Below are 26,678 nucleotides of genomic sequence, written 5' to 3' on the forward strand. Positions count from 1 at the left end.
GTGTCAGCCTCCTGCCACAGCAACGCTTCTCGCCGGCATCGCGCTGTCAACCGAATACAGATCGCTGCCAAACCGTGCCATCATATCGGCAACCGCATCGATCGCGTCAGGCCTCAGTTGCGTCCTCCACCGCTCTATATGTTCAGGCGTGAATTCACGACCACGCATATCCAGCGCGGACTGCTGCGAGGGCGCAGCAAGCAGCTCTGTTGTCGGAATCTTTTCCAACCCCAGGTGACGGGCCACCCTCCACCATTCCGTTTCCGGATGCATCAACAGACTTTCGTAAGCCACAACTCCATAATTCTCCCGTGCGGCCCACTCCAGCGGCAATACATTCTCTATGCACCACACACAGCTCAACGCCGACGCCGCTGACATCGGCATGGCCAGATCCACACCGAACCTTTCCCCGATCAACTCATAAACAGACTTGTCATCCCTGTAGCGGGCTAACGCTTTCTCTGCGCTCCAATCGGCGGGCGATAAATTGAGTCGAGATGCCACCACCGCGCACGGGTGGCGAACCACCAGGATAATCGGAAAACCGTATTGCCTGGCCAACCAGGGCAGCATCAGGTTTGCGCGGATAAATTTGACGATCAGGCCGGACAGGTCTCTCCGGAATACATACTTTCTCAGAAGCTGCATGGATTTCCGTATATGGAGGTAGATGGGAATGGGTCCATGACGCAACGGATTGAAGCGATCGGGCCGAATCCGGTAATTCGCCCAGAGGCTGCGCATGTTTCCTGAAAACACCCGATCCATGAACGCCCTGAGCTCCGGCTCTTGCGCCTCGGGTCTGATGTACCGATGCGCGAAGCGGCTAGCCGCAGGCACGCCAACAGGATGCAGCGGCTCGAACACCGTGCGCATCCGGTTCGCCTCGGCCAAGGAATCCAGAACCCATGTCGTGCCACTGCGACCCGATCCGGCAATTATCACCGGCGTCGTCATGGGCCTTTCACCGCTGCCGCCACAGCGGCAATCCGCTGCTCGATCTCGCCACTGTAGTTCGTTACGCTATAGCCTTGAACCATTTCGCGCGCCCTCTGACCCATGCTCCGCAGTTGTTCGCGATTCTGGCAGGACCACTTGAGAAGTGACGCCAGTTTCGCCACGTCATTGTAATGGTATACAAAGCCGTTATCGCCCTGCGTAATCGACCTGGATACGCCGCAATGATCCGATACGACTGCCGGCACACCGCAAGCCATGGATTCCAGGACCGTGCGCGGACCCGCGTCGGAGATCGAGGGACTCACGAATACCGACGCCTGCCGGTAATAGGCCACCGGATCGCGCGCTCTGCCCACCCATTCCGAGTTCTTGATTTTGCGTTTCGCCAACAGACGTCGCATATCGCGATCCGCCGGCCCAACGATGAGCAGACGCCCTTCGATCTCATCCGCCAGACTTTCCCATGCATCGAGCAGGTACTGAACACCTTTTATGACGCTAATCGACGAAACATGCAGCACCGTGAATATAGCGTCCTGCTGGCTGGCACCGGGACTGAATCTGTCTGTATCAATGCCTGGCGGGGCAAATTCACCTCCCCCAAGAAACTTGCTTTCCGGAACGCCATATTTTACATAGCTGTCGCGCACAAATGCGTTCCAGGCGAAGATCCTGTCGCATCCTTCGAGCGCCGCTTCAATGTTCCGCACTCTCTGTTCATCCGTGTACCCTGCGGCACCACGTATCCCAAGGCGCTCCCGCTCCGCGCTGACGACTTCAAGATTAAAGCGGGGATGGAGCACGGAGGTTTCAACCACGACCATCATCCCCAATTCCCTGGCGCGGCGAATCGTCCGGGGATAAAGCGGCTTGGGGCAGTACAAAACATCGCCGGCCTCTCGGGTGAGCATGCGCGCGAACGCCGCATCCATCCACTGCTCGATTCTTCGCCGCCCCCTGACTGCCGGATAGCGCCTGTGGACGCGGTTAAGGAGCCCCAATGCACGAGACTTCATCCATGTACGACAGAACGGCACCACCTTGTCCGCAGGCAAATCACAATCATCCGTCACGCTGAAACAGAAGACCTTGCCCAGCGCATTCCTTTTAAGAAGGCCTTTCGCTACCTCATACCCCTCCTGTCCTGGACCAGTGCCGATATCGGGACCGATCATCGCGTTGATGAGCAGGCCTACTTTGAGCGGCATTACCATATCGCGTTGAAACCGACGAACTCGGTACCGGGAAGTGCAGCGGCCCTGTCGACCAGCTCGTGGACAACCCTGCTGACCTTGAACCCGTCCTCGGTCTGTCTTTCGAACGCATGATAATGGGTGGCCAGCACGAATATGCCACCGGCGTCATGACAGTAGTTCAGTTCCTGACGCAGCTTTGCAAAGTTCGAGCGCGGCCCAACCGTATGACAGGAGATTTCTTTGTGATCCCCGAGGTCGAGCATGAAGGGGTAATGTCTGCCCCGGATCTTTTGATGCCACATCACTTGAGGATAAAGGGAAAGTGATTTGAGGGTGACGCGCCGTGCCTTGGGTAACCACAATCGCGGCATGCCGGCCAGATTCATGCCGGCGTCAATAATCGCGGTCAACCCATCACGACTGATACCATTATTGGGCGGCACGAAAGTCCGAATGTCGACGCCGAGCAGGTTTTCCAGGTAGGCCTTACCTTCACGGGCCTTCTCCGCAAGCCCATCCCCGGCGATGAATTCCGGGAGCCCCTCGCAGCACCAGTGATGGTAACCATGCAGCGTGACGTCAAGCCGCCCGCCCTGTACGCCCTCACGGACGAACTGAACCATTTCCCTATTCCGCTCCAGAGGCAACACGTCCATACTGCCCTGATAGCGGCTTGGCACATTCCTGTCACGCCCCGGCACACGAAACGGCGTCATGGACAAACTGACGGGGATATCCGGCCAAATACGCTCGTAGCAGGCTCGTATCTCCTCCGGAGAAGTGAACCCGCAGGCGTCGTCATCGCGAATCACGAATTTCATACGGCGTTCCGCGGGTCAAATCCAGTACGGCAAAACAAATCCCCTCTCCCTCTGGGAGAGGGGATAAAGATCAGCGCCTTACTTTCCCCCTCTCCCCAACCCTCTCCCCCGAAAATGGGGGAGAGGGCGTTTTTCAGAAGTTCCCAAAGGTTTGGATGATCCGGGCGCCCCAGCCATGCCGTCACGGTAGGACGCCCCATCATCATTCTCATAAATATTGCGAAGTGATGAGGCCAGCAGAATCTGTATCGACCGCGGCGATGCAGACTGATGCCTGGCGACCGCATACGTGGTGTATACTAGCCCAGGTTTGACGTGTAATCCAAGGGCCTTGGCCATCGGTCCTGCCTCGTCGTTACAGGATATTCAGGCGTAATAGCAGGCTCGCGCATGGTGGTGCCGTCATTGTGTTTGCTCCTCTTGCGCTGCGCTGCGTCCCGTCGCAACGTCGCTTGGATGTTCATCTGTCAGCCTGAAGCAGTTAATAAAATCATCATTGTGACCACGGCATCCTGTCGGACTGCAGGATGACCCCGGTAACGATCTAATCAGTTGCGAGGCCAACCGATGCCCGGAATAGCCGGATGGGCGAGACACGCCAATCACCCTTCACCGCCTATACCGCTGCAGCCGATGCTGAATGCATTGTCCCGCCCCGGGTACAAGGTCGGTCAGTACGCCGATGAGTCCGGGACGATTGCCCTGGGATGTGCCGACCTCGGCATCGTCGACCGTGGAATCCATCCGTACTCGACTCCCGACCGGTCTGTCACCGTCTGCCTATACGGAGATATCTACTCACCACGGACCGACCCAGCGACTACCCTAGCCGTGCTTGCGAAAGCCTACCGCGACAAGGGTCCGGCCTTCCTCAACGATCTCGTGGGCGAATTCTTTCTGGTTATCCTCGACCACGGGCAACACCGTCTCATCCTGGCCAATGACCGCTACGGTCGGCGTCCCGTCTATTACTCGACCCATGACGGTCAACTTGTCTTCTCCTCCGAGATCAAGGCGCTCCTGGCATCGGGCGCCATCCGCCCCGATGTCGATCCAGAAGCCCTTGCCGATGTTCTGACCTTCGGGCTCATTCCGGGTGAAAGAACGTTGCTGCGCCAGGTTCAAATGCTGCCGCCTGCCGGGTTGCTGGAATTCGACCTCCGTTCCGGGGAGCTGGCCACTAGCCGTTACTGGGATCTGAGACTCCACCTCCAGCCCTCCGCGGAGTCCGAAGCCGTCCTCCTTGACCGCCTGACCGAAACCTTCAGCACCGCTGTCGAGCGCAGGCTCTCACCATCCCATGTCAATTGGCTGTCCCTTTCCGCGGGAATGGACTCACGCACCATTGCCTCTGTGATAAACAGCACCCCGAACGCCACCGTGAAAGCCATCACCCTCGGCTTTAAGGGCGGTTATGAGCGCAAGGTAACATCCGCCGTCGCGGCCACTATTGGTGTCGAGCATTCCTTTCATGCGTTTGACGAATCGCAGTTCACGCAGTCGGAATCGGAACATATGGATCTGGTTCGAGAGGCTGTCGCCCTCACCGACGGCATGCGCGGCACCGCCTCCAGCGCGTTGACTGCCTATTCCGCCCGGCAAAACCGCCGCCTCGGTCTGGATGTCATGATCACCGGGCACGGCGGCGAGATCGCCAAGCTTGACGAGGCCTACAATTTCGCGATCAACACACCGGATGACCTGCACCGGATCAGAACACAGCCGGTCGATTGGACCTACAACAGGCTATTCCGGCCAAACGCACCGCGTTTCAACACGCCGAGCCTCTACAGCGGTGGACTCGCGCAAGTCTTTGCGGATGCGCCCAGACACCACTTACAGACCATCATCGAGCAGGTCGATGCCAACCTGCCCCCCGAGCAACTCGTATCATTTCTGTTTCTGAATGAGTTGTTCCGCAAGCGGGCGGTGTATGCTCTTGCGGTACAACGTGCACGCGTCGAAATACGCGTTCCGTTTTATGACGACGACTTCCTGGCGACTGTTGTTACAACACCTTTGAGCCTACGGACCGGCTACAAAATCCACCGGTACATCATCAAGAGATATCGCCCCGAGTTGCTGGAGATCGTACTCAGTGAAACTCGCATGCGACCCTTCCCAAGCGCTGCGGAACGTCTGTTCCGCGGCCTGCCCTATAAGCTCGCCACACGCTTGGGGCTGTTCAAACGTGATGTGCCTGAACATTACTTCGCGGCCAATGCGGACACGAACTTCTTCCGCAGCATCCTTCAGGACCCCATGACACTGGATCGGGGATACTTCAATCCCCGTGGGATCTCCAGCCTGCTCGATGAACACGCGCGCGGGCGGCATTCGCTGAACACGCTGTTGCACTTGCTCACCATTGTCGAGCTATGGCATCGGGATTTCCTTGATACCCGGTAACGGCGAGCGACGCAGTTACGGCACTCACGCCACGCCATCCGCCCCCCCGCCAGGGCGAGGTGTCGTCCTGTGTTGCGTGCCCAGCAGATGGTAAACCCGAGCGAGCACGGCTAACGCACCCAACACGCTGATGCCCGAATACCACTTCAGCGTCGTCACCACATCGGCCGCGGTGAGGTAACCTATCCCAAAAATAATCACTCGTCCCAACAACGTTCCGAATTGAATCCGCAGCCACAATCCCTGCCGCCGAATTGTCATTAAAACCGGATGCACACCGGTGTTCACCCACGACGCATAATACCAGGGGGCCAGTATCTGAACGAAAACGCCCGCATCGATCCACTTCTCGCCCAGGACAAACGACAAGAGTTCGGTCCCGAAGATACCTAGGACTCCAAACGGTACAGCCCCCAGAAGCAGCATCCAGAGTGTCAGTGCCGTCAGCGGCTTGCGTAACTCCCGCCCCATGTCGCCGCCCACGATTCTTCTGTGGAACACTTCGCGGATCGATATTCCGGCACTGAGCACCGGCATACGAATCAACCGGTCCGCCATTGCAAAGAGCCCGACAGTGGCCGGAGCAAACATGATGCCCATGGCCAGAAGCGGCACCTTTTCCGCCATGAATGTCACCATCCCGGCGGGCGTGTCGTGCAGTGGGAAATCCCGGTACTCGATCGCCAGTGACTTGGCCTCTTGCCAGGACATTCGCAGCCGGAAGAGCTTGGCCACGCTTACATTCTCACGGGCCATCAGCAGCACACGTCCCGCATTGCCGATGAATTGCCCCACAAGGAGCCCCCATACAGAGGAACCGCCAAGACCGGTCAGTATCCGGCCGCCACTCATGAGCAGAGCCTCTCCGACATCCGCGGTCGCGACCGGACGAAACGTCTTATTGCGGGTATGGGCTGTTGTCATAATCTGGCTCAGCGCGAGCAGGAATACCTGCACGGGTAGTAGCCATATCCAGACGCCTAGAGGCTCCAGAAACCCCGCACTGAAGCCGCCCGGTGCGACAACCGCCACCACTCCGAAAACCAGCACGCAAAAAAACACCAGCAGCCATGCCGACATGGACAACATCATATTCGCACGCTGATCGTTGCCCATCAGCAGGGAAGCACGGAAATAACGCAGCGGTGCCACAACAGCCAGGCCCTGCGCCACCGCCATGAAAATGGCAACCACACCGAAGTCGTCGGGATCGAACAACCGGGCGACAATGGGCACCATGCTTATCGACACCACTTGGGCCAGCACCTTGCCTGACAAGAGCGTCGCCACATGGTGCACGAACTGCGACTGCAAGATGCGCATCAGGTCATGCCCACACTCAGACCCAGACCACACTTCACCTGAGGAGAATCAGCCCGGCCTTGATTTCGGTTCTGAAAAGATTCACGCACTGCCTGGCATCCCATAGCGCGGAAAAGTCGATGAATTTGACATGACCTATGGATTCAGGACGCATAAGACATCTGGGCCGATATCCACAAAACTGTACCCCTTCTCTACAAGCAACGTCTTGCATGCATAACGATCTTCCGCAGACAGCTCGGTCCACTCGTAGTTGATGATTTCCGGCAACACGCTCAAGGAAAACGCCATCTTGATAATTTCAAAGTCAAAGCCTTCCGTGTCAATCTGCAGGAAATCTATTTTCCGAATATTGTGCTTGCGCACAAGCGTCTGGAATGTCAGCGCCGGAACCTTGATCTCTTCAATCGCATCATTCAGCCCCATACTCCTGGCTCTGGCGAACATATAGCTCTTGTCGAATCTCGCCATCCCATGGAAAAAATTATTCGGCAACGGCGCATCCGGCTTGAAACGGAACAGGCTCACCTCCCCATCCCTGGCCCCGATGGCACAATTCTCAAAACCAAGTTGCGGCTCATCCGCGTAATTCTTCGTCAACTTGGCGAAGAAGTCCGGCATAGGCTCCACCAGCAAGCCCTTCATGTGGAACTGCTTGACCAAAGGGCGAATGGGATCGTTTGCCAACCCATCGTTTGCACCTATCTGTACGAAATAAAAATCAGGGTTGTTTTGCATCCGCTCAAAAATGATGTACTTGAGTACACTGAATGGATGTTTGGGCTCCTGTTTCTTTATTTTGTGGAAATCGTAGCCGAGCGAGTTAATCAAAGACCTGACGATTCTATTAAGCACTTTTCGCGCCCCTCTGGCATATCAAGCAATAAACGACAACAACCCCATATACATTTCGGCTAACGCTGCCTGTCCAGCCCTGCCAACAGGTTGCGGTAGCCATTCACCGCGGATTCCAGCGAATGGTACTCGTACGCATAGCGATGGGAGTTGTCACCCAGCTTGTCACACAGGGCGGCAGCGTCATACAACTCACGGATATGGGCCACCATATTTTCGAGGCTCCCGGAAAGCCGGCCGAGATTATGGCGCTCAATCACGCCATCGGGATCCACCAGCAGGCTGACCACGGGCGTCCGGTATTGCCAGGATTGCAGGAACGTATTGGGAAACCCTTCGCATTTCGATGTGCTGATGAACAACCGCGCATGCTTGTAATGCCCGGCAATCTCGCCAAACGGCACGGCACCCAGGTACTCGAGATTGGGCAGTGTGCTCAATTGATCCCGTATAAATGAGTCATCGTTACGCCGCAAAGTCAGTGTCATGATCATGCGGAACTGAACGTCTGGTAGAGCCCGCGCCAACTCCAGCACCAGATGGGGCTGCTTGTCATCACTGCTGTTACCCGCCCACAGGACGTAATTTTCTTTTCTGATGTCATTATCATCAGGGAGCGTCAACACATTCCGAATGACCACCGCATCCTTCCCGAACATTTTCTGGAAACCCAAGCGCTGGACCTCGGTCTGCGCGGCAACCGCGCTGACAAACCGCATCCCGACCACGTACAACCACCAACCCTTTGCCCCTTCATTCGATCGGATAATGCTCTCAACGAGGTCAGAATCCTTCTGTCCGATAAGAATCAAATGACCCCCATGCACGCGACAAAATAATCCCAGGAGGAACAACAAATGCCGCGGCACCTTGATGAGATGGTAATCCGCCCTGATCCTGCGGAGAATCCGCCACAATCGCAGCCAATCGGGCAGAACATATTTTTTGCTTCCCCCCATATACCGAAAAGTGGCGCGATGGGCTGTCACGCCGCCTACCTCCACCTGCTCGGCCTGGCCACAGTCGGCAACGATGAAGTGTACATCAAGTCCAACGCGCGCCAGCGCAAGGCCAATGGTGCTGAGCTGAGCTTCCGCACCACCGGCACCACTGCTTGATGCCTTTGCGACTGATGCATTCAACAGGGGATAGGCATCCGGACAGACAATACAGACTCGCTTGCCTGCCAAGGATGATGGAATCGAAACCAACGGATGTTTCTCCTGATCAACCACCAGACGGTATCCTCTTTTTTTGCAGCACACCCCGGGAGACAATGCTATTTTTATGAACAGCCTGCGAACTCACCGGTTCTTTGCGACTCATGGCCAGATGCGAAAACGCCAGGAATGCGCCAACGAGCATGAACAGGTATTGCTGGTAATCAGTGAGGTTCTCCCTGAACATTTCCATGCGCGCCTCCGAAACGGCGAACAAGACCAGGATTGCCAGACCCAGCCGCGGCATTCCACGCAACAGCGGATCCTCCGCCCTGTTTGAACGACTTCGCCAATACTGGCGCGCCAATTCCGAGAAAAACCAGATATAGGCCAGCAGCCCCACGAAACCTACCGTATAGATCAGAAAGAGATAGGCATTATGTGGATAGGGCAATGGCTTGTAACCAGGAACATATCGTGTTTCTTCATTCATCAAACGCATTCTCGGGCCATGTCCGATAACCGGTTTCTCCACAATCCGATCCCAGAGATCGTACCAACCGACCCGCGTGTCCGGGACATACCCCTTAAACTCCGTGCCCTCAAGGCGCTCGAACAGAACGTTGTATTGCGTGTATTGCACTATGACGAAGGCCGAGACCGCGAATACCAGCGACGCGGACACCGCCACGGCCACGAATTTGAGCACGCCAAGTTCCTTCCTGAACAGTACCAGGAAAGCCAGCAAACCGACCGCCAGTGACACAACCCCGCCACGGTTACCCGTGGCGATCATGAATCCCAGGTTCCCGGCCAGAAGCCCCCACCAGAACAGCCGAGATAAGGCAGTCATCTTCCGCATCAACGCATAGGCACAGAGCAGGCTCTGAATGCCCAGATACTCCGCGGTCATGGCTGTCGCGCCGAATGGTCCGCTCAGGCGCCCTTCCGCCGCCCGACTGGATTTGAGCGTCAGTTCCTCGATGCCGAACAGTTGCTCCCGGCCGATCCCGACCGTCATCTCCAAGCCGCAGTAGATCAGCACCAGCACATTCAATACGGCCAATAGGGTCCAGACATCCCGGCAGTCGCCACTGGCCCGGACATAGTTATACACAAGATAAAACACTATGAAGTTGGATAAGACGGCCATTATATACAGGCCATGATCCCTGACCGTTCCGGGCAGGATCTGCGAGAACGACATCAGATATGCCAGCAGGATGAAGGCCACGATGCCCAGCAACGGCAACTGCCTGAATCTGCCCCTGAACAGGAAGGCGGCACCGACCATGTAGGTCAGTACCATGTTGATGGTTCCATAGGCACTATTAATCGGCTGGAAAGGGATCAGCAACAGCAGCGCCCACATCACGGCGCGCGCCGGCAGCGCATAGGCCGACGCGAAAACCACGAGGCCGGCGCAGAGGGCTATGATCAATTGTACGTAGTGGCTTATTTCCCAACCCATCTTTCAGTCCGCCAATATCAAGGCGTCACAACCGTCTTGGTAGTGAACCCGGCCAGTAATTTCTGCAACCCCTGATCGAGCCCCACCCTGGCCGACCAACCCAGCAATTCCTGCGCCCTGTCTACGACGGCGCATAAGTGACCGTCGGGGGCGCTCCGGCCCGTAATCAGGCGCAAAGGGCATGCCGCAAAGCCGGCACAGCACTCTTAACAGTTCGTTCAGCGTCACGGCACGTCCGGTAGCCACATTGAAAACGCCCTCTGCCGCTACGCCCAAAGATGTCACCTTGATGTTAGCCACTACCACGTCCAAGATATATAAAAAATTACGGGTTTGCCGCTTCATTGCGCGCCCTCGCTCTCGCCCGATCCGCCATCATCCAGATAGCCTTCGCGCAGCAGGTATAAAAACACTTCCTGGGCCGCCTGCATGGGCGTGAGTTTCGAGGTATCGATGCGCAGTTCCGGATGTTCGGGAACTTCGTAGGGATCACTGATGCCGGTAAACTCCGGGATGATGCCCTTGCGCGCCTTGGCGTACCAGCCCTTGTGATCGTGCGCCTCATTCACCAGAAGATTATGGAGAATGCCATGGGAGGTTGTTTAGATAAGAATCTTCACTCGCCGCCGCGCCAATCGAGCAGTGCACGCAGTTTACCGAGCGTCTGCAACACGGTGCGATCAGGGGCACGGCCCTTTTTCACCACACGACGCGCACGCCAATCCAGGTTTTTGACTTGATCGGCAAGCACCACGCCGGCGATGTCTGGGCTGCCCAATACCGGTACTTCGAAAGGATACCCTTTGACCTTGCTCGTGATCGGGCAGCAGACGAACAGCCCCCAAATATCGTTGTAGGACCGCGGCGAGAGCACCAGCGCCGGACGATGGCCTGCCTGCTCGTGACCCTTGGTCGGGTTGAAATCGATCCACACCACATCCCCACGGTCGGGAACATAACGCGGGCGTGACATCACCACACCTCATGTCCGACGGGCGGCCCGAAATCAACCTCGGCATGACGCACACGTCGCTTGGCGCCCTTCAAGAGAACATCGAGATGGTAACGCGGGATCGCGCCACTCTCCTTCGCCGGCACCAGGATGATCTGCCCTTTGCGGACCTCAATAGTCAATGCTGCATTGGGTTTAAGTCCGACCTCCTCGACAATGCCGCGGGGGATACGCACGGCCAAGCTGTTACCCCATTTCTGCGCTTTCGTTTTCATCGGAGATCCTCAAGTATCTACATAGTATATACTAGCACTCGGTCATTCAAAACATCATCCGACCGACCCGACACCTGCTCGCCTACGCGTCCTTCTCGATCCACTCCAAATGGGTGAGCGCGTCCAGATTGCGCAAGGTGGCGTCATAGTTCAAACCGCGGGATTCAAATCCTGTTTGATCAAACCCTTCGCTATAAGCCAGGGCTTTTTCAACAAAGCCAATCATGTAGTCCAGATAGAACCGCCACTCACGCTCAGACACTCACCGCCTCCCGTTCTATATAAGGTCGCAGCTCCGGCCGCATGGCCTTTTCGGTTACCAGATCAACCCGGCAGCCCAACGCGTCTTCCAGATGGAATTGCACACCAAAATACCTTTACGATGTCGCCGGTCCATCGAATGACACCACGATATCCACGTCGCTGTCTGGTCGTGCTTCATCGCGCGCAGTGGATCCGAACAGCGCCAGCCGGACTACGCCATAGCGCCGAGTGAGCTCCGGCTTGGCGCGGGTAAGCACCTGCAATACATTGGCGCGATTCATGGACTACCTCTATCTCGATTCACGGTTTATCGGTTTGCTGAAAGCGGGAGGTTTCATGGCCAGCTTTACGGAAAAATCCCTGTTTCCTGGGTAGGTTTGCAGTCCAGGGTTTGCAACACTATGGCCGCTTTGGTCTGGGCTGGGCTGGGCCGCGCTCCAACTTCACTGCCGGTAATCACCGTCGGCATCTATGTATCCTTCCCGCAGCAGATACAGAAATACCTCCTGCGCCGCCTCCATGGGGCTCATGGTGGCGGTATCTATCCGCAGTTCCGGATTTTGCGGGGTTTCGTAGGGGTCGCTGATACCCGTGAATTCCGGTATCAGCCCCTTGCGCGCCTTGGCGTAGAGCCCCTTGCGGTCGCGCGCTTCGCAGACTTCGAGCGGGGTGGCGACGTGAATTTCAATAAAGGCGCCATGCTGTTCGATCAGTTCGCGCACCGCGCGGCGGGTGCTGTGGTAGGGCGCGATCGGGGCGCAGATGGCGATACCGCCGTTCTTGGTGATCTCACTGGCGACAAAGCCGATACGGCGGATGTTGAGGTCGCGATGCTGTTTGGAAAATCCCAACTCGTTCGAAAGGTTGTGCCGAACGACATCGCCGTCGAGAAGCGTCACCGGCCTGCCCCCTGCTTCGATAAATTTGGCATAGAGAATTTTCGCCAGCGTGGATTTCCCGGAACCCGAAAGGCCTGTAAAAAACAAGGTGATGCCCTGTCGGCTGCGGGGCGGACAAACCTTGCGAAGTTCCGCCAGGACATCGGGAAAAGAAAACCATGCCGGGATTTCCTGGTCATGCGACAGGTGGCTGTACAGTTCCTTCTCCGTGAACAGGACGGCTTTCTTGCCTTCTTTTTCAATTTTCTCGACGGGAAGAAACTGATCCTCCCCTGGCACGTATTGCATTTCCCTGACGGGGATCATGCGGATGCCCAATTCGCCCTGATGCCGTGCCAGCAATTCCTGCGCGGCATAGCGCGGATAGAAGCGCTCGCCGCCCGCGCGCACTTCCGGCGGCGCGGCGTGCTCCGGGCCGATGATGATGTGCGAGCAGCCGTAATTCTGACGGACGATGGCGTTGAGGATCGCCTCGCGCGGTCCGGCCATGCGCACCGCCATGGGCAGCAGCGAAAGCATGGCCAAGTTGTGGGGATAATAACGCCGGATGGCCTGATAGCAGTGCACCCGCGCGTAGTAATGCAGATCGCCGGGTTTGGTCATGCCCACCGCGGGATGCAGCAGGATATTCGCCTGCGCCTCTTTGGCCGCGCGCAATGTGATGTCCCGATGGAGGCGGTGCATGGGTTTGCTGGTATTGAACGCCACCACACGGCGCCACCCGTGTTTTTCGAACAGGTGGCGCAGCTCCTCGGGGGTGTCGCGCAACGTCTCGAAGTCATGGTGCATCGGCAGTTGAATGCCTTCGACATCGCCACCCACATAGTTTTCGTGGGCCTGCTCGAATAAAAAGCGCACGCCGGGATGGTTCAGGGAATCGGTGCCATAGACAAGCTGCGCCTCGCGCTTTTTGTCTGGCTTCCACTTGTCCGCGACGCGCAGCACCGCGAGCATGAACCCCTCGGAATCATTCAGCCCGAGATAGCTACCGGCATCGAGTTTGTCCGCGATGGCGTCGGGAACATCCAGGGTGATCGGCATGGGCCACAATAAACCGCCGGGCAATCGCATGTTCTCTAAAACGCTTTCATACGTCTCCCGGGCCATGAATCCGCGCAGCGGCGAGAAGGCACCGTTCATGAGCAGTTCCAGGTCACAGAGCTGGCGCTGCGACAGGGTGATCGCCGGGAACCCTTGCGAGTCTTTCTTGAGCTGTGTGGCACGCGCTTCGTCCACCAGAAGATTCTGCAAAGTGCCGCCATAAGATTTTATCAGGTGATCCATATGTATCTTCTTGTCAGGCACTTTTTGTCATTTCCTGTAGACACAATGCCAGCGACTTCTCCCATGACGGGATGGCCAAGCCAAATGTTTGGCCCAGTTTCACATTTGACATCGTTGAGTTCCGAGGACGTACGGCGGGTAATGGATAATCAGTGGCCGGAATCGGGATCAGTCTCGGCATGGCAAAGGATGCGCCACGGGAAGCCTCTTCAAAGATTTTCCTGGCGAAGCCGTACCACGTAGTCGAACCCTCCGAGACCACATGATACACGCCACTGACATCTGTAATGGAGGCGGATTGACGGCATAAGGGGGAGAGATGCTGCGCCAGTATTTGTGACGTGGCCTCAGCGAGCATGCGGCCCCAAGTCGGTGCTCCGATCTGATCATCGACGATTTTTAATTCGCTCCTCTCTCTTGCGAGCTTAAGCATCGTCAAAAGAAAATTCTTCCCACGCGCGGCATAAACCCAGCTTGTCCTTAATATAAGGTGCGGCACGCCCACGGCCTGTATGGCCCGCTCACCGGCGAGCTTGGTTCGGCCATAAACATTCAGAGGATTAGGGGTATCTTCTTCGCTGTATGGGTCTGTCTTTGTACCGTCAAATACATAATCCGTTGAATAATGCACCATCACGGCATTCAGCCGTTTGGCCTCTTCCGCCATGATGCCCGGCGCCACGCCATTGACGGCCATGGCCAGATCGGGTTCGGATTCGGCCTTGTCCACGGCGCTATAGGCGGCGGCATTGACAATAAGATCAGGCCCGACTTGCCCGATCACCTTTCTGATGGAATCCGGGTCGGCCAGATCCATTTCGTGGTGGCCAACAACAACGACATCGCCCAGCGAGGCGAGCGTGCGTTGCAATTCCCATCCAACCTGGCCATTCTTGCCGGTGAGAAGGATTTTTCTCACTCAAATATCTCCGCCTCATTGAACGCCATACCGGCCTTGTCCTTGGCGGACAATTGCAGTTCCGCTCCGGTTGGCCATGCAATCGCCAGATCGCGATCATTCCACACAATGGTGCGCTCGGATTGCGGCGCCCAGTAATCGGTGGTCTTGTACAGAACCTCGGCAAACTCGGACAATACGAGAAAGCCGTGCGCAAACCCTGGCGGAATCCACGCCATACGCCTGTTCTCCGCCGACAGATTCATACCCACCCATTGGCCGAAGGTCGGCGAGTTCCGGCGGACATCCACGGCGACGTCGAATATCTCACCTGCGACCGCCCGCACCAGCTTGCCCTGAGGTTGCGTGATTTGATAATGCAGGCCGCGCAACACGTTCCTCGCCGATCGCGAGTGATTGTCCTGCACGAAATCTCCCGTTATGCCCGCCGCCTGCATGGTTTTTTTATTGTAGCTTTCATAGAAAAAACCCCGCGCGTCCGAAAAGACCTTCGGCTCCACGATCAGCACGTCAGGGATAGCGGTCTGGATGATGTTCATTAGCAGAGCACTGAAAAAAGCTTCGTCACCCCGGCGAAAGCCGGGGTCCAGAATATTAGAACCAATGAAATCAGTAATAAGCTGGATTCCGGCTTCCGCCGGAATGACGGGTTCGAATGTATGAGTGAGCTATTCATCAACATGTTAGAACACCTGCTCTTGCAACACCCCGAGCAGATATCGGCCATAACCGTTCTTGCTCATGCGGCCGGCGAGTTTTTCAAGCTGCCCGGCCGCGATATAGCCCATGCGATAGGCGATTTCTTCCGGACAGGCGATCTTGAGCCCCTGCCGCTTCTCAATGGTTTCGATGAAGAGCGATGCTTCCAGGAGAGATTCATGGGTGCCTGTATCGAGCCAGGCTATACCGCGCCCCATCACCATGACATCGAGCTGTCCACGCTCAAGATAGCGTATGTTGACGTCGGTGATCTCCAGCTCTCCACGGCCCGAAGGTTTAAGAGACCTGGCGATCTGCACGACCTGATTGTCGTAAAAATACAGTCCGGTAACGGCATAACGGGATTTGGGCGTTCTGGGCTTTTCTTCTATTGATAATGCCTTTTTTTTGGAGTCAAACTCCACCACGCCATAACGCTCCGGATCCTGAACCGGGTACGCAAAGACAGTGGCGCCTGTCTGCTTCTTCGCTGCTTTTTGCAGGTCGGTGGTCAATTCGTGCCCGTAAAAAATATTGTCACCCAGCACTAAAGCGCACGCGTCGTTACCGATAAATTGCTCGCCAATAATGAACGCCTGCGCGATGCCTTCGGGCTTGGATTGCACCGCGTAGGAAATATTCAATCCCCATTCCGCACCATCCTTAAGCAATTGCTCAAATCGGGGAATGTCCTGTGGGGTGGAGATAACCAGAAAATCCCTGATTCCCGTCAGCATCAGCGTGGACAGGGGATAATAGATCATGGGTTTGTCGTAAACCGGCAGCAACTGCTTGGAAACGACCTGCGTTACCGGATGCAGCCGGGTGCCCGACCCTCCTGCCAGAATAATGCCCTTCATGCCGTCCCCCGGTTAGTGTAATTGGTGTCGAGCCATTTCTGGTATTCACCGCTGGCGATGCTTTTTACCCAATCCATGTTGTCGAGATACCATTGCACGGTTTTTCGTATTCCGGTTTCGAAGCTTTCCGCCGGTTTCCACCCGAGCTCACGCTCGATCTTGCGTGCATCGATGGCATAGCGCCGGTCATGCCCTGGCCTGTCTTTTATGAACGTGATGAGCGAGGCGTAATTTTCCGTGGAGGAAAGCGGCCGCAGTTCATCGAGCAGGGCACAAATCGTGCGCACGACATCGATGTTCTTCCGCTCATTGCCCCCACCGATATTGTAAACCTCTCCCGGACGCCCTTTTGCCAACACAGCGCGCAATGCCTCGCAGTGATCGCCCACGTACAGCCAGTCGCGCACATTGAGACCATCCCCGTATACCGGCAGGGGTTTCCGGTTCAGCGCATTCAGGATCACCAGCGGGATCAGCTTCTCCGGAAACTGATAAGGACCATAGTTGTTCGAGCAGTTGGAGGTCAGCGTGGGGAGTCCATAGGTATGATGAAAAGCGCGGACCAGATGATCCGAGGCGGCCTTGGAAGCAGAATACGGGCTATTCGGCGCGTAAGGAGTGGATTCCGTAAAGGGAGCATCCTCGGGACCCAGTGAACCGTATACCTCATCAGTGGATATATGCAGAAATCGGAAGGCAGTTTTTTCATTCCCACCAAGTTTTTCCCAATAGGCCCGGGATTCCTGGAGCAGATGAAAGGAGCCGTTCACATTGGTCTGAATGAAATCCTCCGGCCCGTGGATGGAACGGTCAACATGGCTTTCCGCCGCGAAATTCACAATGGCGCGCGGTCGATGTTTGTTTAAAATATCCCGCACCAGCGCCAGATCGTTGATATCCCCTTTCACAAATATATGTCGCGGATCGTTTTTCAGGCCGGCCAAGTTCCCGATATTCCCGGCATAGGTCAGTTTGTCCAGATTGACCACTGGCGAGTCTTCCTGACTGATCCAGTTCAAGACGAAATTTGCACCAATGAATCCGGCGCCGCCGGTTACAAGGATCGGCCTCTCGTTCATTTTTCTGTCATGTGCCATCTATTGAGAGTTTGTCATAATAGTTGATGGACGCACAGCGTACGGTGCCGCCAGTGGCTCGCCGATGAATATCCCCTCACCGGGCCAGGCGACACTTTTCCAATATGACTCGATAAGCGTCTCGCCGCGCGTGTACCGGTCAATGACGATGCCCGGGTGGGGAAACTTGGCGGGGAAATTACACGGTTCCACCACCGCACCGTAACTGCCGGTGGCACCAGCCTCCAGCCAGCGCAGGCTGCTCATCTGGTCTCCGCTGCTGGTGAGCTGGCCGCCGGCCGAGGTCAGGTGGTCACCAATCGCTCCAGGCAGGAAGCGTATTGTGTTAAGCGCGTTCACCTGTTTGGCGCCTGTGAAGTAAAAAAGGACGCGGGATTTCTTTTCAATATAATCCGCTTTGACCATGCGCAGATCTGCCGGTCCTCCCTTGAGCTGCTGCATAATCTCCGGATAAAAGCCGGCACGGATGTTCCGCGACTTGTCCGACGTGCTGACCAGATACGCCGCCCCCCGGGGGAACGTCGCATCGGACGCCACACCGCGATCGATCAGCTTTTTGACCTCCTTGAAACTCTTCCCGGCCAGCATCATGGCGGGGCGCAGCCCGTGGTCATCGTAGGGGCGGCGGCTAGGTGAATTGAAGTAAGGATTCGGTTTCGTCGGGCTGCAGGGCTCCGAACAGAAGGCGGGATCAAAACCAGCGGCAAAGGCAGTGGTGATGGACATACACCCCGCCCGGTACGGCTTGGTCCATGTCAGAGCATAGGACTGAACCTGCGCGGGTGTCGCCGCATCAATCATGGCCTTGATCCTCTGGAACTCCAGTTGCGACATGACAGAAATATCGGGCGTGAACTGCACTCTAATTAAATTTTTGTTTGGGATACGTCTGATTTTCTTATAATACTCGGCAACACGGATACTCTGCGGATCGGCAGTATTCACTATAATCGCCAGTTCTTGTGCACCTAAAGCGGTTTTCTCGATACCCACCAGGTCGCTATCCTGCGCCAGCGCACTGTTCAGAAGCCAAGCACTGCCCACAAGTGCTGCAATCATAGGGATACCTGGGGTGACTATTTTGACTCTCGTTGACATCAGCATACTTATATTCTGAATCAATAAGTTACAACGTGTTCCAGTGTGCAACCAGAAGATTGGTCTTTATACCTGAAGGATAATTCATCAATCTTGACTATTAACACTCACCTGAGCATATTAGCATTTCTCTTTGTTCTGAAACTGGAAAATGAGATAGCCAACAAAGGCTACGTGAGGGGTGACGCACTCGTTCCAGGAGCGGGCGTAACCACAATTATTAACCATTCAACGCCGCGCATACTTAAACGTATTGGAGGATTGTAAATGTCGACCACGATGCAAGATGCAAATCTCGAGCAGCTGATCAGCAAACATCTCGATAAGGTTTTGCCCAAGAAACTGGAAGAAATCGAGTCCAACAGGACGCCGAGCATGGCAATTATCGCCACCAAGGGCACGCTGGACTGGGCCTATCCTCCGTTTATTCTCGCTTCCACGGGCTCCGCTTTGGGTTGGGACGTATCCATTTTCTTCACTTTCTACGGCCTGCTGCTTCTGAAAAAGGACGTAGGAGCGGAAATCAGCCCGCTCGGCAATCCGGCGATGCCGATGAAAATGCCTTTCGGACCGAAGTGGTTTCAGAATTTTGTCTGGCCCATGCCGAACCTTGTCATGGCAGCCATTCCGGGCTTTGAGAAAGTCGCCACGGTTTTGATGAAGAAAACCTTCAAGAATAAAGGCGTGGCCAGCATCCCCGAGCTGCGTGATCTTTGCATCGAAGCCGGCGTCAAGCTGATCGCCTGCCAGATGACGGTGGATGTATTCGGATTCTCCAAGGATGAATTTGTCCCTGAGGTGAAAGATTACGTCGGCGCAACTTACTTCCTGCCGATCGCCGCGAAATCCGACGTCTGTCTGTTTATTTAAGCCAGCCAGTCAGGAGCACCGGAATAAACGCCCTCTCCGCATTAGCGGAGGGGGCGTTTTTATTTCAGGCCCTGCTCGTTGTATACGTCGGGAGCAGGCTGCCCGCATGCAGCGAAGCGAAATGCGGGGTAAGCATTTTGTTCCCCGGATTCCATTTTATTCCATCCAGGCTATCCAGTTGTGACCCCCGTCAAGGGGATGCTTGTTTTTGAGACGGTTTCTAGCGGCTGTTTCGCGCAGCTTCTTTCTGATGCCATGCCCAGGCTGTTTCAATAATGGTTTCCAGTTTTTCATAGCGAGGCTGCCAGCCAAGTTCACGGCGAATCTTGCCGGAATCGGCCACCAGAAACGCCGGGTCTCCCGGACGGCGTTCAACCTCCACCGCAGGAATGGCATGCCTTGTGACGCGCCTTGCTGTCTCGATCACCTCGCGCACCGAATAACCCTTGCTGTTTCCCAGATTATAAACGGCGCTATTCCCCCGTTTCAGAAGGTTTTCCAGCGCCAGGAGATGCGCCTGTGTCAAATCGTGGACATGGACGTAGTCACGCACGCAGGTCCCATCCTCCGTAGGATAATCCGTTCCGTAAACCTGGATGGCCTGACGCTCACCCGTGGCGACCTTCAATACCAGCGGAATCAGGTGCGTTTCTGGCTCGTGACGCTCGCCGAGCCTGCCGGAGGGATCGGCGCCAGCGGCATTGAAATAACGGAGCGATACATACCTGAAATCACCCGCGGCGGCGTTGTCTGCCAGCATTCTTTCGACCGCAAGCTTGGTCGCGCCGTAGGGATTGGTGGGCTGGCACGAGGAATCCTCGCGCAACGGTTCCATCGCGCGCGGCTCGCCGTAAACGGCCGCGGTAGAGGAAAAGATGAAGTACCGGACGTTGTGGCGCGCCATGGCCGCCAGCAGTTCCACCGTCTTCGCCACGTTATTGCGGTAATAATCAAGAGGTTTGGATACCGACTCACTCACCAGCGAGAAGGCGGCGAAATGCATGACGGCGGCGATTCGGTGTTGGCTGAAGAGGCTGTCCAATAACCTCGCTTCACCCAGATCTCCTTCAATGAAGGTCCCTCCCGACAGCAGATCGCGGTGCCCACGCGAGAGATTGTCCAGCACGATAACTTCATAGCCGGACTTGAGCAAATCGAGCACCATGTGCGAGCCGATATAGCCCGCGCCACCAACAACAAGAATAGTTTCACCGGCCATGATGATGCGCTATGTTGTCCAGATGAGGTTGTACAACCGCGGGAGGAGCTAGCCTCGGCCAATCAGGGAAGTAAGCTTGAGGGTCAGCTTGCGGCCGAGATCCGTGATGGCATCGCCGGTGCCAGCCGAAGAACTGTCGTTGTACAGGACTGGTATCCGGCATTGACTCTGTACCCGATCGATCAGACGGTCCAGATCGCGCGAGCGGTGAGCGTCTTCATCCAAGTCCATTACCAATACATCCACTTGCTCCTTGCTGAGTTGCGCAATGATTTCATCACCGATAGGAACCGCCGCCACTACCTTGAGCCCGGACCTTTCAAGCATCATCTTGAGATAATGGCGTTGGCGTTCAGAATCTGAGGCGATGGCCACGCGCATCGCACGCTTGGGAGGACCTTGGGTGCCACGACCTTTTTTCCCTCCTGGCTGTCGCGACACATCATTGCTCGCATCTCCAGCAGCTTCGTGCTCCTGTTGCCGCAAGGGGACAATCTTGTTTTGCTGCTTGTCGCGCGCAACATCTTCAATCAATGAAGCGCCAATGTGGGCTGTCTGTTCGGCATAGCCGTATACCAAAGCCGTGTCGCACAGCAGGTTAACCAGGCGCGGGATACCTCCGCTGTAGCGGAACACGGCCTCGCAAGCTTCGTCATCGAAGATGCCGGTGCTTCCACCGGCAATACTTAAACGATGGTGGATATACTCGCGCGTCTCCTCAAGATTGAGTGGTTCCAGGTTGTAGTCCACGGAAATACGCTGCGCAAACTGTTCCAGACGCGGGTCGCGCAGGTTATCGCGGAGTCCCGGCTGACCGGCGAGTATCACCTGCAAGACCTGGTCTTTTTCGCTGTTGACATTGGAGAGCATGCGCAACTCTTCCAGTGCCTGAGGGCCCATGTTCTGGGCCTCGTCGATGATCAGAACGGTGCGACGATTGGCGGCATACTGCTTGATCAGAAAATCCATGAAGGTCTTATACATCTCGACCTTGTCCTTGCTGCCGCATTCGAGATTGAAGGCCATCAATATCCATTGCAGCAGTTCACCGAACGAGGGATGGGTATTGGTGATCAGCCCCACCACCATGTCGCGCTCCATCTGGCTGAGGAGCTGGCGAATCAGCGTGGTCTTGCCGGTGCCGATATCGCCGGTGATGACGCTGAAGCTGGCCTGGTTCATCAGGCCGTACTCCAGCAACGTCAGCGCCATGCGATGTTTCTTGCTGGGATAAAGAAACTCCGGATCAGGTAAGAGTGAAAATGGCTTGTCCCTGAATCCATAGAATTTTTCGTACATATTATTTTACCCTTTGCGACGAGCGAGGCGGCCAATCCATTGGCGAATTTTCCCAACTCCTGCACTCCACGGAATATTCCACTGGGGCGGCTTCCATCCCGGCTGCTTGTCGTCATTTGGGGCACTCAACGACTTATTCAGCACCACTCCGATCAGATGGGTATCCTTCAGCAGCTCGGTAGCGCGCTGGGCATCATGCATGGGCGTTTTACCTTCCTCCAGGACAAGCAGCGCGGCATCCACGTAGGGCGCAAATGAAATGGCGTCCGCCGTGGCCAACAGCGGTGGCAAATCGAACAGAACGATGCGCGATGGGTAGCGCGTCTTGAACTCCTCCACCAGGCGCGACATTTTCGGCGAATTCAGCATCTCCGCTGAATTAGGCAATGGCTTGCCGCCGGGAAGGATAACCAGCCCCTGGATGCCGGCCGGTTTGAGAAGAAGCTCTGAAATGGGCTTGTCCGATACCAGGTAATCGCTTAATCCGTACTCTGGTTCCAATCCGAAGTAGGTATGCACATCGGGGTGGCGCAAGTCTGCATCGACGAGCAAAACCGTATAGCCGACTTCCATCGCCAAACTGATGGCCAGATTGATGGTTGTCAGGGTTTTGCCTTCGTGGCCACCGGGGCTTGTGACCGCCAGCACATTCCAGTTGTTTTCGCGCAAACGCTGAAGTACCTGGGTGCGCAGGATTCCGTACGCGTCCGTGAAGGTGTCCGGGTCGCGCCCGGTGATCACGCGTTTCTCACGCAGAAATTCACTGGAAACCTCGGCATGACGCGTCTGGGTGTAGGCAATCTGGGCCGGCACAACCCCACCTCGGGGCATGGGCGTTCCATTGGCGCCGCCACCGGCATGCTGGCGTTCCTGCCGCGCCCGTTCAAGTGCTTCTTTTATGCGTTCCATAACCTGATTTCTGAATGTTTTTCATGAAAATATTTCATACCCAAGAGGATAGTGCATACGATAGGCGACAGTGCCCTCCATCCTAACCGCCGATGATTCCCTCCGCCTTGCGTATGCCCTTGAACCAGAGTATATCCAAAGGCGTCCACAACAGATGAGCCAGAATAACTACCACAACTATGCTCACAGCGACGGTAGTAACAATCATCTTCTTCGTTTTAGCCTTCTTGACAATGTCCTCCCGGTTCTCCTTGTAGGGGATAACCGACAATAACACCGTATTCAACGTCGTGGACACCGAACGCATATTACGAACAGTGCTGTCCATGCTCTCCGCTACAGCGGCGTAACCAAGGCCAGACCCCACGGCAAGAACCAGGCCCAGAAAAATGATAGCCGGGCGATTGGGCTTGAACGGCTCTTCCGGAAGCTGCGGTGGATCTATCAGGGAGAACCGCTCGCCCTTGCGTTCCTTTTCCATCTCCTGCCCCACTTGCGCTTCCATTTGCTTGGCCTTGATATCCTTATACTTGATCTGCGCATTCTCATAATCACGCTTGAGGTTCAGGTACTCGCGCTCCACTTGGGGAGTCTGGACAATGCGTTTTTCATAACCCTCAAGCTTGGCCTGGAGCTGATCGCGTTTGGCATTAGCAACGCGCATACCCACCTCAATTCCTTCTAGCTGCGTTTTGAGCGAGATATAAGCGGGGTTGTCCGGTTTCTCGGCCGCGGCGCTAGTCTCGGGTAATTCCGGAGTTGCTTTCAGATTCGATTCCAAGGTCTCGATTTGCCTGCTCAGTCTTACAACATCGGGATGATCAGCGGAATATTTCTCACGCGCGGCGGCCAGTTCGCCACGAAGTTGCGACAATTGCTTGGCCTCCTCCTGACGGCCGGAGACGGTACCGGTTTGTTTCTCAAGCCCCTCCATCTCTCTCTTGAGCCTGATGACGTCCGGGTGTTCCGGTGAATACCTCGCCGAGGCCACGGCATATTCAGTCTTTGTGCTCTTGAGACGCGCTTCCTTGTTAAGGACCGGCTGGCCATCCGAGGAAAATACGGGTCCGCTCGGCTGTACCTGGGATAGTTGCGCATCGAGATACACTTTTCTTTCTTCCAGGGATCGCAGCTCATTTTGGACATCTCGCAACTGCGTCTCAGTGCGATCCATTTGCTGCATATTGAAGTCTTTAAGTTCAGGCAGTCGGTTAACGTTTTTTTCCTTGAATGTGGCCTGTTGCGACTCCAGCTCGGCAATCTGCTGGCTCAGCTTGTCGGCCTCAGATGTCAGAAAATCATATGTTTCCGTAACCCTTTCGGTCCGGGACTTGATGTTCTCGTTCAGATACAGCGTGGTCAGCTCGTTGGCCACCTTTTGCGTAACAGCCGGACTTTCACCATCGAATGAAAGCGTAAAAGCAATGGTCGCCGCGGTAGGCCGACCGGTACGAGGATCCATCACTTCGGCGCTGACCGGTTCGAGCTTTATGTCGGTGCGCATTCTTTCAACGATCTCTTCGTTTGTTTCGAATGCCCGCTTGCTTTGATAGAGTTTATATTTATCCGCGATCTCAAGCAGATTTGTGCGGCTCATCACCCGCTGGCTGATGGTCTGGATTCGCTGCCAGGCGTAGGTGGTTATGGTAGAACGCACGAGATCGGCTGGAATCCCCTGCTCCTCGATCAGGATCGTGGCAGAGGACCGGTAAGTAGGCGGCCAGAGCAGCGCCGCCAGCACACTGATCGAGAAAACGGCCGTAAAAATAATGAAAACCACCGCCCGGCGACGGCGAAAGGCATCAAGATAATCTTTCAGATCTTTTGTCTGCTCTTCTATCATAAGAACCTGCACACGTTCGACATTCAGATTGATATTCGTTGCAATTTAACGCTATGAAATATTTAATTTTAATACGCGATACGCTGAATTCGCTCAAGGTGGCGAGAATTGAATTTCAACGCCGTCTGAAAACGCCAAGGCAGGCTCCAGGATCTTTAGACTGCCCTTCCATTTATCTCCAAATTTGTATCAAAAATGATTACGGCATTCACGTCGGCAGCCTGCTTTTTTTCCGCGGATTCACTTTGCATGACCAAAACAATACTTTAACTATAGTACCCATGCCAATACATTGTATTTCATCGTGATATTGCCATTTTCAACGGATGGTATGTCAGCGCCAGATTTACGGAATGGGAATCCGCCGCTTCACTTTCAAATTCGCGCTTCACATGGGCATAGCGGTAATTAGCGCCTACACTCCATTCGCGCGTCCATTGCCAGTAAGCGCCGGGGCCGAAGTCGTAAAAGGTACGGTCGCTACTGGAAATATTTCCCTCTTCCGTGCGCGACTTCAGCGCGCTGCCGTTGATATTGACGCCCATGCGCGGTGACAGGCGTTTGTTAAACCCGAGCCTGAACTGATCCTGTTCCACCTGCCCACCGGAACCGCTCGGAACAAGCGAGCGGCTGAGGGAGAAGTTCCAGTCAGCGCTTTCCGTTTTCGTCTCGAGGCTGCCGGTGAATACCAAGCCAGTGCTTTCGTTGTGAATGTCCTGCGTCACAATGAACGGATTGACACAAGTAACGCTGTGATCAGGGTTTGAGTAATAAGACTCACACCCAATGGAGTTGGCCTTCGTAACAGATCTGGTCTGACGCTGCCCCGCCTGCAGGGTGCCTTTTGTGGATTCGGTAAAGCTCGTGGTAACACCAGCCTGAAAGTTACGCGTTTCAGAATCGAAATCCGAGAACGGAACGTGGTATTCAGAATAACCCCCTGTTATGAAAACCTGGTTCCGCTCGGAAAGCTGGTTGGAAAGGGTGGCGGAGAAGGTCCGATAGCGGTAATCGTATAAACCCACGCTCAGGGTGTTTTCCCCGTAGGCAACATCGGTCTGCTGGTAGGCAAGCTGCAGTTGGGTCCTTTCTGAATACATCCATAGCCATGATGGGGAGATGGTATCCGTTTTTCTGTCCCTCGCGGTCTGTACCGTACCGGTGTCAGAATCCGCGATCTCGCTGGTTATCACGGAATCGTTGGTGTGGCTGGCGCTCAATTGCCAGGTGCTGCGCTCGGTCTTGTACAGGGATGAAAGTCTCAACAAGTTGTCATCCCGGTCCAGCCCTTCCTGGCCCGAGTAGCGTCGCTGGGTGGCCTCAACCCCGAAACCGATTTTCCACACCGGGCCGGCGACTCCCAAATCCAGCGCGGGTGTAATAATGCTGCCGTTGACGCTTTTTTGCGGAAATATGCTCAGCCGGAGGTTGTCGTTGTATTCGCGACGCAGCTTGATTGACGGCTCGGCGGTCCACTCCGCCGCCCCGCCGGTAAACGGTACCGTGAGAGATGCGAACATCGTGGTCACAATAAATAGATGTCTGCCGGAGTCAAAGCGCACGGGTATATCAACGAACGGGTGGTGAGGTTACGGGTGTTTTACGCTATGTACGTGCGAGGGAAAAACGTGCTGTTTCGACTATTTTCCAACCTGTCGGCACCGGCACTTCTTGTTCTACCCATACAACCAAACCCATCATTTTCAAATATTCCATCCCGCCAGATCAGCCGTCTCCCCTGAGGGCTGAACCCAGTGTACCTGAAACCTCAAGTAAAATCTTGATATTACGGGAACCGGCATGGCGAACATGACTGGAACCTGTCTCAAAATCATTCCCCCCCTCGCGGGAGGGGGGAAGTATTTTTGCTGTATTTCCTGGCGATACTTTCACCCCCACCCATGGTTCCCGCCCGGGGTACGCCGATCCGCGGCGCACCCGTTCGACGACATGGAGTCCGCCGGACTTCCATGACGACCCCCCCCCCCCCCAT

The 26,678-nt window shown here is 55.5% G+C and carries 22 protein-coding genes and 3 pseudogenes; 2 read left to right on the plus strand and 23 right to left on the minus strand.

Annotated elements, in window-relative coordinates:
- Positions 1–3 precede the first annotated feature (3 nt).
- From NUV55_RS08975 to NUV55_RS08985, 3 genes are read right to left on the minus strand one after another with little or no spacing between them, the layout of a single operon-like run.
- On the minus strand, positions 4–960 hold the full coding sequence (locus tag NUV55_RS08975; RefSeq protein ID WP_296672208.1) for a sulfotransferase domain-containing protein: 957 nt from the start codon (positions 958–960) through the stop codon (positions 4–6).
- Positions 957–2,171 (minus strand): glycosyltransferase family 4 protein, encoded by a 1,215-nt coding sequence (locus NUV55_RS08980; RefSeq protein ID WP_296672210.1) that lies wholly within the window; start codon positions 2,169–2,171, stop codon positions 957–959. Before NUV55_RS08980 ends, NUV55_RS08975 begins: the two co-directional genes overlap by 4 nt.
- A complete protein-coding gene (locus NUV55_RS08985) occupies positions 2,171–2,980 on the minus strand; it encodes a DUF2334 domain-containing protein (protein ID WP_296672212.1) in 810 nt (269 codons plus the stop codon). The genes NUV55_RS08980 and NUV55_RS08985 overlap by 1 nt, the downstream gene beginning before the upstream one ends.
- Positions 2,981–3,613: 633 nt before the next feature.
- Between NUV55_RS08985 and NUV55_RS08990 the strand changes: the two genes are divergently transcribed.
- A complete protein-coding gene (locus NUV55_RS08990) occupies positions 3,614–5,389 on the plus strand; it encodes an asparagine synthase-related protein (RefSeq protein ID WP_296672214.1) in 1,776 nt (591 codons plus the stop codon).
- A 24-nt stretch (positions 5,390–5,413) separates the two neighbouring features.
- Here NUV55_RS08990 and NUV55_RS08995 read toward each other — a convergent pair whose 3' ends face one another.
- The 15 genes and pseudogenes from NUV55_RS08995 to NUV55_RS09065 form a co-directional block, all read right to left on the minus strand.
- Positions 5,414–6,712 carry an oligosaccharide flippase family protein gene (locus NUV55_RS08995; RefSeq protein ID WP_296672216.1) on the minus strand — a complete coding sequence of 433 codons (1,299 nt, stop codon included), beginning with the start codon at positions 6,710–6,712 and terminating at the stop codon, positions 5,414–5,416.
- A 135-nt stretch (positions 6,713–6,847) separates the two neighbouring features.
- The gene (locus NUV55_RS09000) at positions 6,848–7,567 is read right to left on the minus strand and encodes an FkbM family methyltransferase (RefSeq protein ID WP_296672217.1); all 720 of its coding nucleotides are present in this window, start codon (positions 7,565–7,567) and stop codon (positions 6,848–6,850) included.
- A gap of 59 nt (positions 7,568–7,626) precedes the next feature.
- Positions 7,627–8,802 (minus strand): glycosyltransferase family 4 protein, encoded by a 1,176-nt coding sequence (locus NUV55_RS09005; RefSeq protein ID WP_296672219.1) that lies wholly within the window; start codon positions 8,800–8,802, stop codon positions 7,627–7,629.
- Positions 8,795–10,198 (minus strand): O-antigen ligase, encoded by a 1,404-nt coding sequence (locus NUV55_RS09010; protein WP_296672220.1) that lies wholly within the window; start codon positions 10,196–10,198, stop codon positions 8,795–8,797. The genes NUV55_RS09005 and NUV55_RS09010 overlap by 8 nt, the downstream gene beginning before the upstream one ends.
- 341 nt (positions 10,199–10,539) lie before the next feature.
- Positions 10,540–10,761: pseudogene (locus NUV55_RS09015) on the minus strand (adenylyl-sulfate kinase); the annotation flags it as partial.
- Between the two features lie 53 nt (positions 10,762–10,814).
- Positions 10,815–11,171: an endoribonuclease MazF gene (mazF, locus tag NUV55_RS09020; protein ID WP_296672224.1), complete on the minus strand. Its 357-nt coding sequence runs from the start codon at positions 11,169–11,171 to the stop codon at positions 10,815–10,817.
- Positions 11,171–11,425 carry an AbrB/MazE/SpoVT family DNA-binding domain-containing protein gene (locus NUV55_RS09025; protein WP_296672226.1) on the minus strand — a complete coding sequence of 85 codons (255 nt, stop codon included), beginning with the start codon at positions 11,423–11,425 and terminating at the stop codon, positions 11,171–11,173. The genes mazF and NUV55_RS09025 overlap by 1 nt, the downstream gene beginning before the upstream one ends.
- A 124-nt stretch (positions 11,426–11,549) precedes the next feature.
- Positions 11,550–11,687, minus strand: a pseudogene (locus NUV55_RS09030) (nucleotidyltransferase); the annotation flags it as partial.
- Positions 11,680–11,970: pseudogene (locus NUV55_RS13840) on the minus strand (nucleotidyltransferase family protein). The pseudogenes NUV55_RS13840 and NUV55_RS09030, both read right to left, overlap by 8 nt.
- Before the next feature lie 162 nt (positions 11,971–12,132).
- Positions 12,133–13,872 (minus strand): bifunctional sulfate adenylyltransferase/adenylylsulfate kinase, encoded by a 1,740-nt coding sequence (locus NUV55_RS09040; RefSeq protein WP_296672231.1) that lies wholly within the window; start codon positions 13,870–13,872, stop codon positions 12,133–12,135.
- A 13-nt stretch (positions 13,873–13,885) separates the two neighbouring features.
- The gene (rfbD, locus tag NUV55_RS09045) at positions 13,886–14,791 is read right to left on the minus strand and encodes a dTDP-4-dehydrorhamnose reductase (protein ID WP_296672232.1); all 906 of its coding nucleotides are present in this window, start codon (positions 14,789–14,791) and stop codon (positions 13,886–13,888) included.
- Positions 14,788–15,330: a dTDP-4-dehydrorhamnose 3,5-epimerase gene (rfbC, locus tag NUV55_RS09050; RefSeq protein WP_296672234.1), complete on the minus strand. Its 543-nt coding sequence runs from the start codon at positions 15,328–15,330 to the stop codon at positions 14,788–14,790. Before rfbC ends, rfbD begins: the two co-directional genes overlap by 4 nt.
- Positions 15,331–15,474: 144 nt before the next feature.
- Positions 15,475–16,350 (minus strand): glucose-1-phosphate thymidylyltransferase RfbA, encoded by an 876-nt coding sequence (rfbA, locus tag NUV55_RS09055; RefSeq protein WP_296672235.1) that lies wholly within the window; start codon positions 16,348–16,350, stop codon positions 15,475–15,477.
- Positions 16,347–17,429 (minus strand): dTDP-glucose 4,6-dehydratase, encoded by a 1,083-nt coding sequence (gene rfbB / locus NUV55_RS09060; RefSeq protein WP_296672237.1) that lies wholly within the window; start codon positions 17,427–17,429, stop codon positions 16,347–16,349. The genes rfbA and rfbB overlap by 4 nt, the downstream gene beginning before the upstream one ends.
- Before the next feature lie 18 nt (positions 17,430–17,447).
- Positions 17,448–18,506: a TIGR03790 family protein gene (locus tag NUV55_RS09065; protein WP_296672239.1), complete on the minus strand. Its 1,059-nt coding sequence runs from the start codon at positions 18,504–18,506 to the stop codon at positions 17,448–17,450.
- Between the two features lie 414 nt (positions 18,507–18,920).
- On the opposite strand from NUV55_RS09065, the gene NUV55_RS09070 reads away from it, so the two are divergent.
- Entirely contained in the window at positions 18,921–19,415 is a 495-nt protein-coding gene (locus NUV55_RS09070; RefSeq protein ID WP_367280391.1) for a DsrE/DsrF/DrsH-like family protein, read from the plus strand.
- Between the two features lie 220 nt (positions 19,416–19,635).
- On the opposite strand, the gene galE is transcribed toward NUV55_RS09070, so the two are convergent.
- From galE to NUV55_RS09095, 5 genes are all read right to left on the minus strand, one after another.
- A complete protein-coding gene (gene galE, locus NUV55_RS09075; RefSeq protein WP_296672243.1) occupies positions 19,636–20,634 on the minus strand; it encodes a UDP-glucose 4-epimerase GalE in 999 nt (332 codons plus the stop codon).
- Between the two features lie 48 nt (positions 20,635–20,682).
- Positions 20,683–21,933, minus strand: a complete 1,251-nt coding sequence (locus tag NUV55_RS09080) for an AAA family ATPase (RefSeq protein WP_296672245.1) — start codon at positions 21,931–21,933, stop codon at positions 20,683–20,685.
- A gap of 6 nt (positions 21,934–21,939) precedes the next feature.
- The gene (locus tag NUV55_RS09085; RefSeq protein WP_296672248.1) at positions 21,940–22,842 is read right to left on the minus strand and encodes a CpsD/CapB family tyrosine-protein kinase; all 903 of its coding nucleotides are present in this window, start codon (positions 22,840–22,842) and stop codon (positions 21,940–21,942) included.
- An 82-nt stretch (positions 22,843–22,924) separates the two neighbouring features.
- Entirely contained in the window at positions 22,925–24,583 is a 1,659-nt protein-coding gene (locus NUV55_RS09090; RefSeq protein ID WP_296672250.1) for a GNVR domain-containing protein, read from the minus strand.
- 401 nt (positions 24,584–24,984) lie between these two features.
- Positions 24,985–26,205 carry a hypothetical protein gene (locus tag NUV55_RS09095; protein WP_296672252.1) on the minus strand — a complete coding sequence of 407 codons (1,221 nt, stop codon included), beginning with the start codon at positions 26,203–26,205 and terminating at the stop codon, positions 24,985–24,987.
- Between the last annotated feature and the right edge of the window lie 473 nt (positions 26,206–26,678).

This window comes from Sulfuricaulis sp., from assembly GCF_024653915.1.
GTDB lineage: Bacteria > Pseudomonadota > Gammaproteobacteria > Acidiferrobacterales > Sulfurifustaceae > Sulfuricaulis.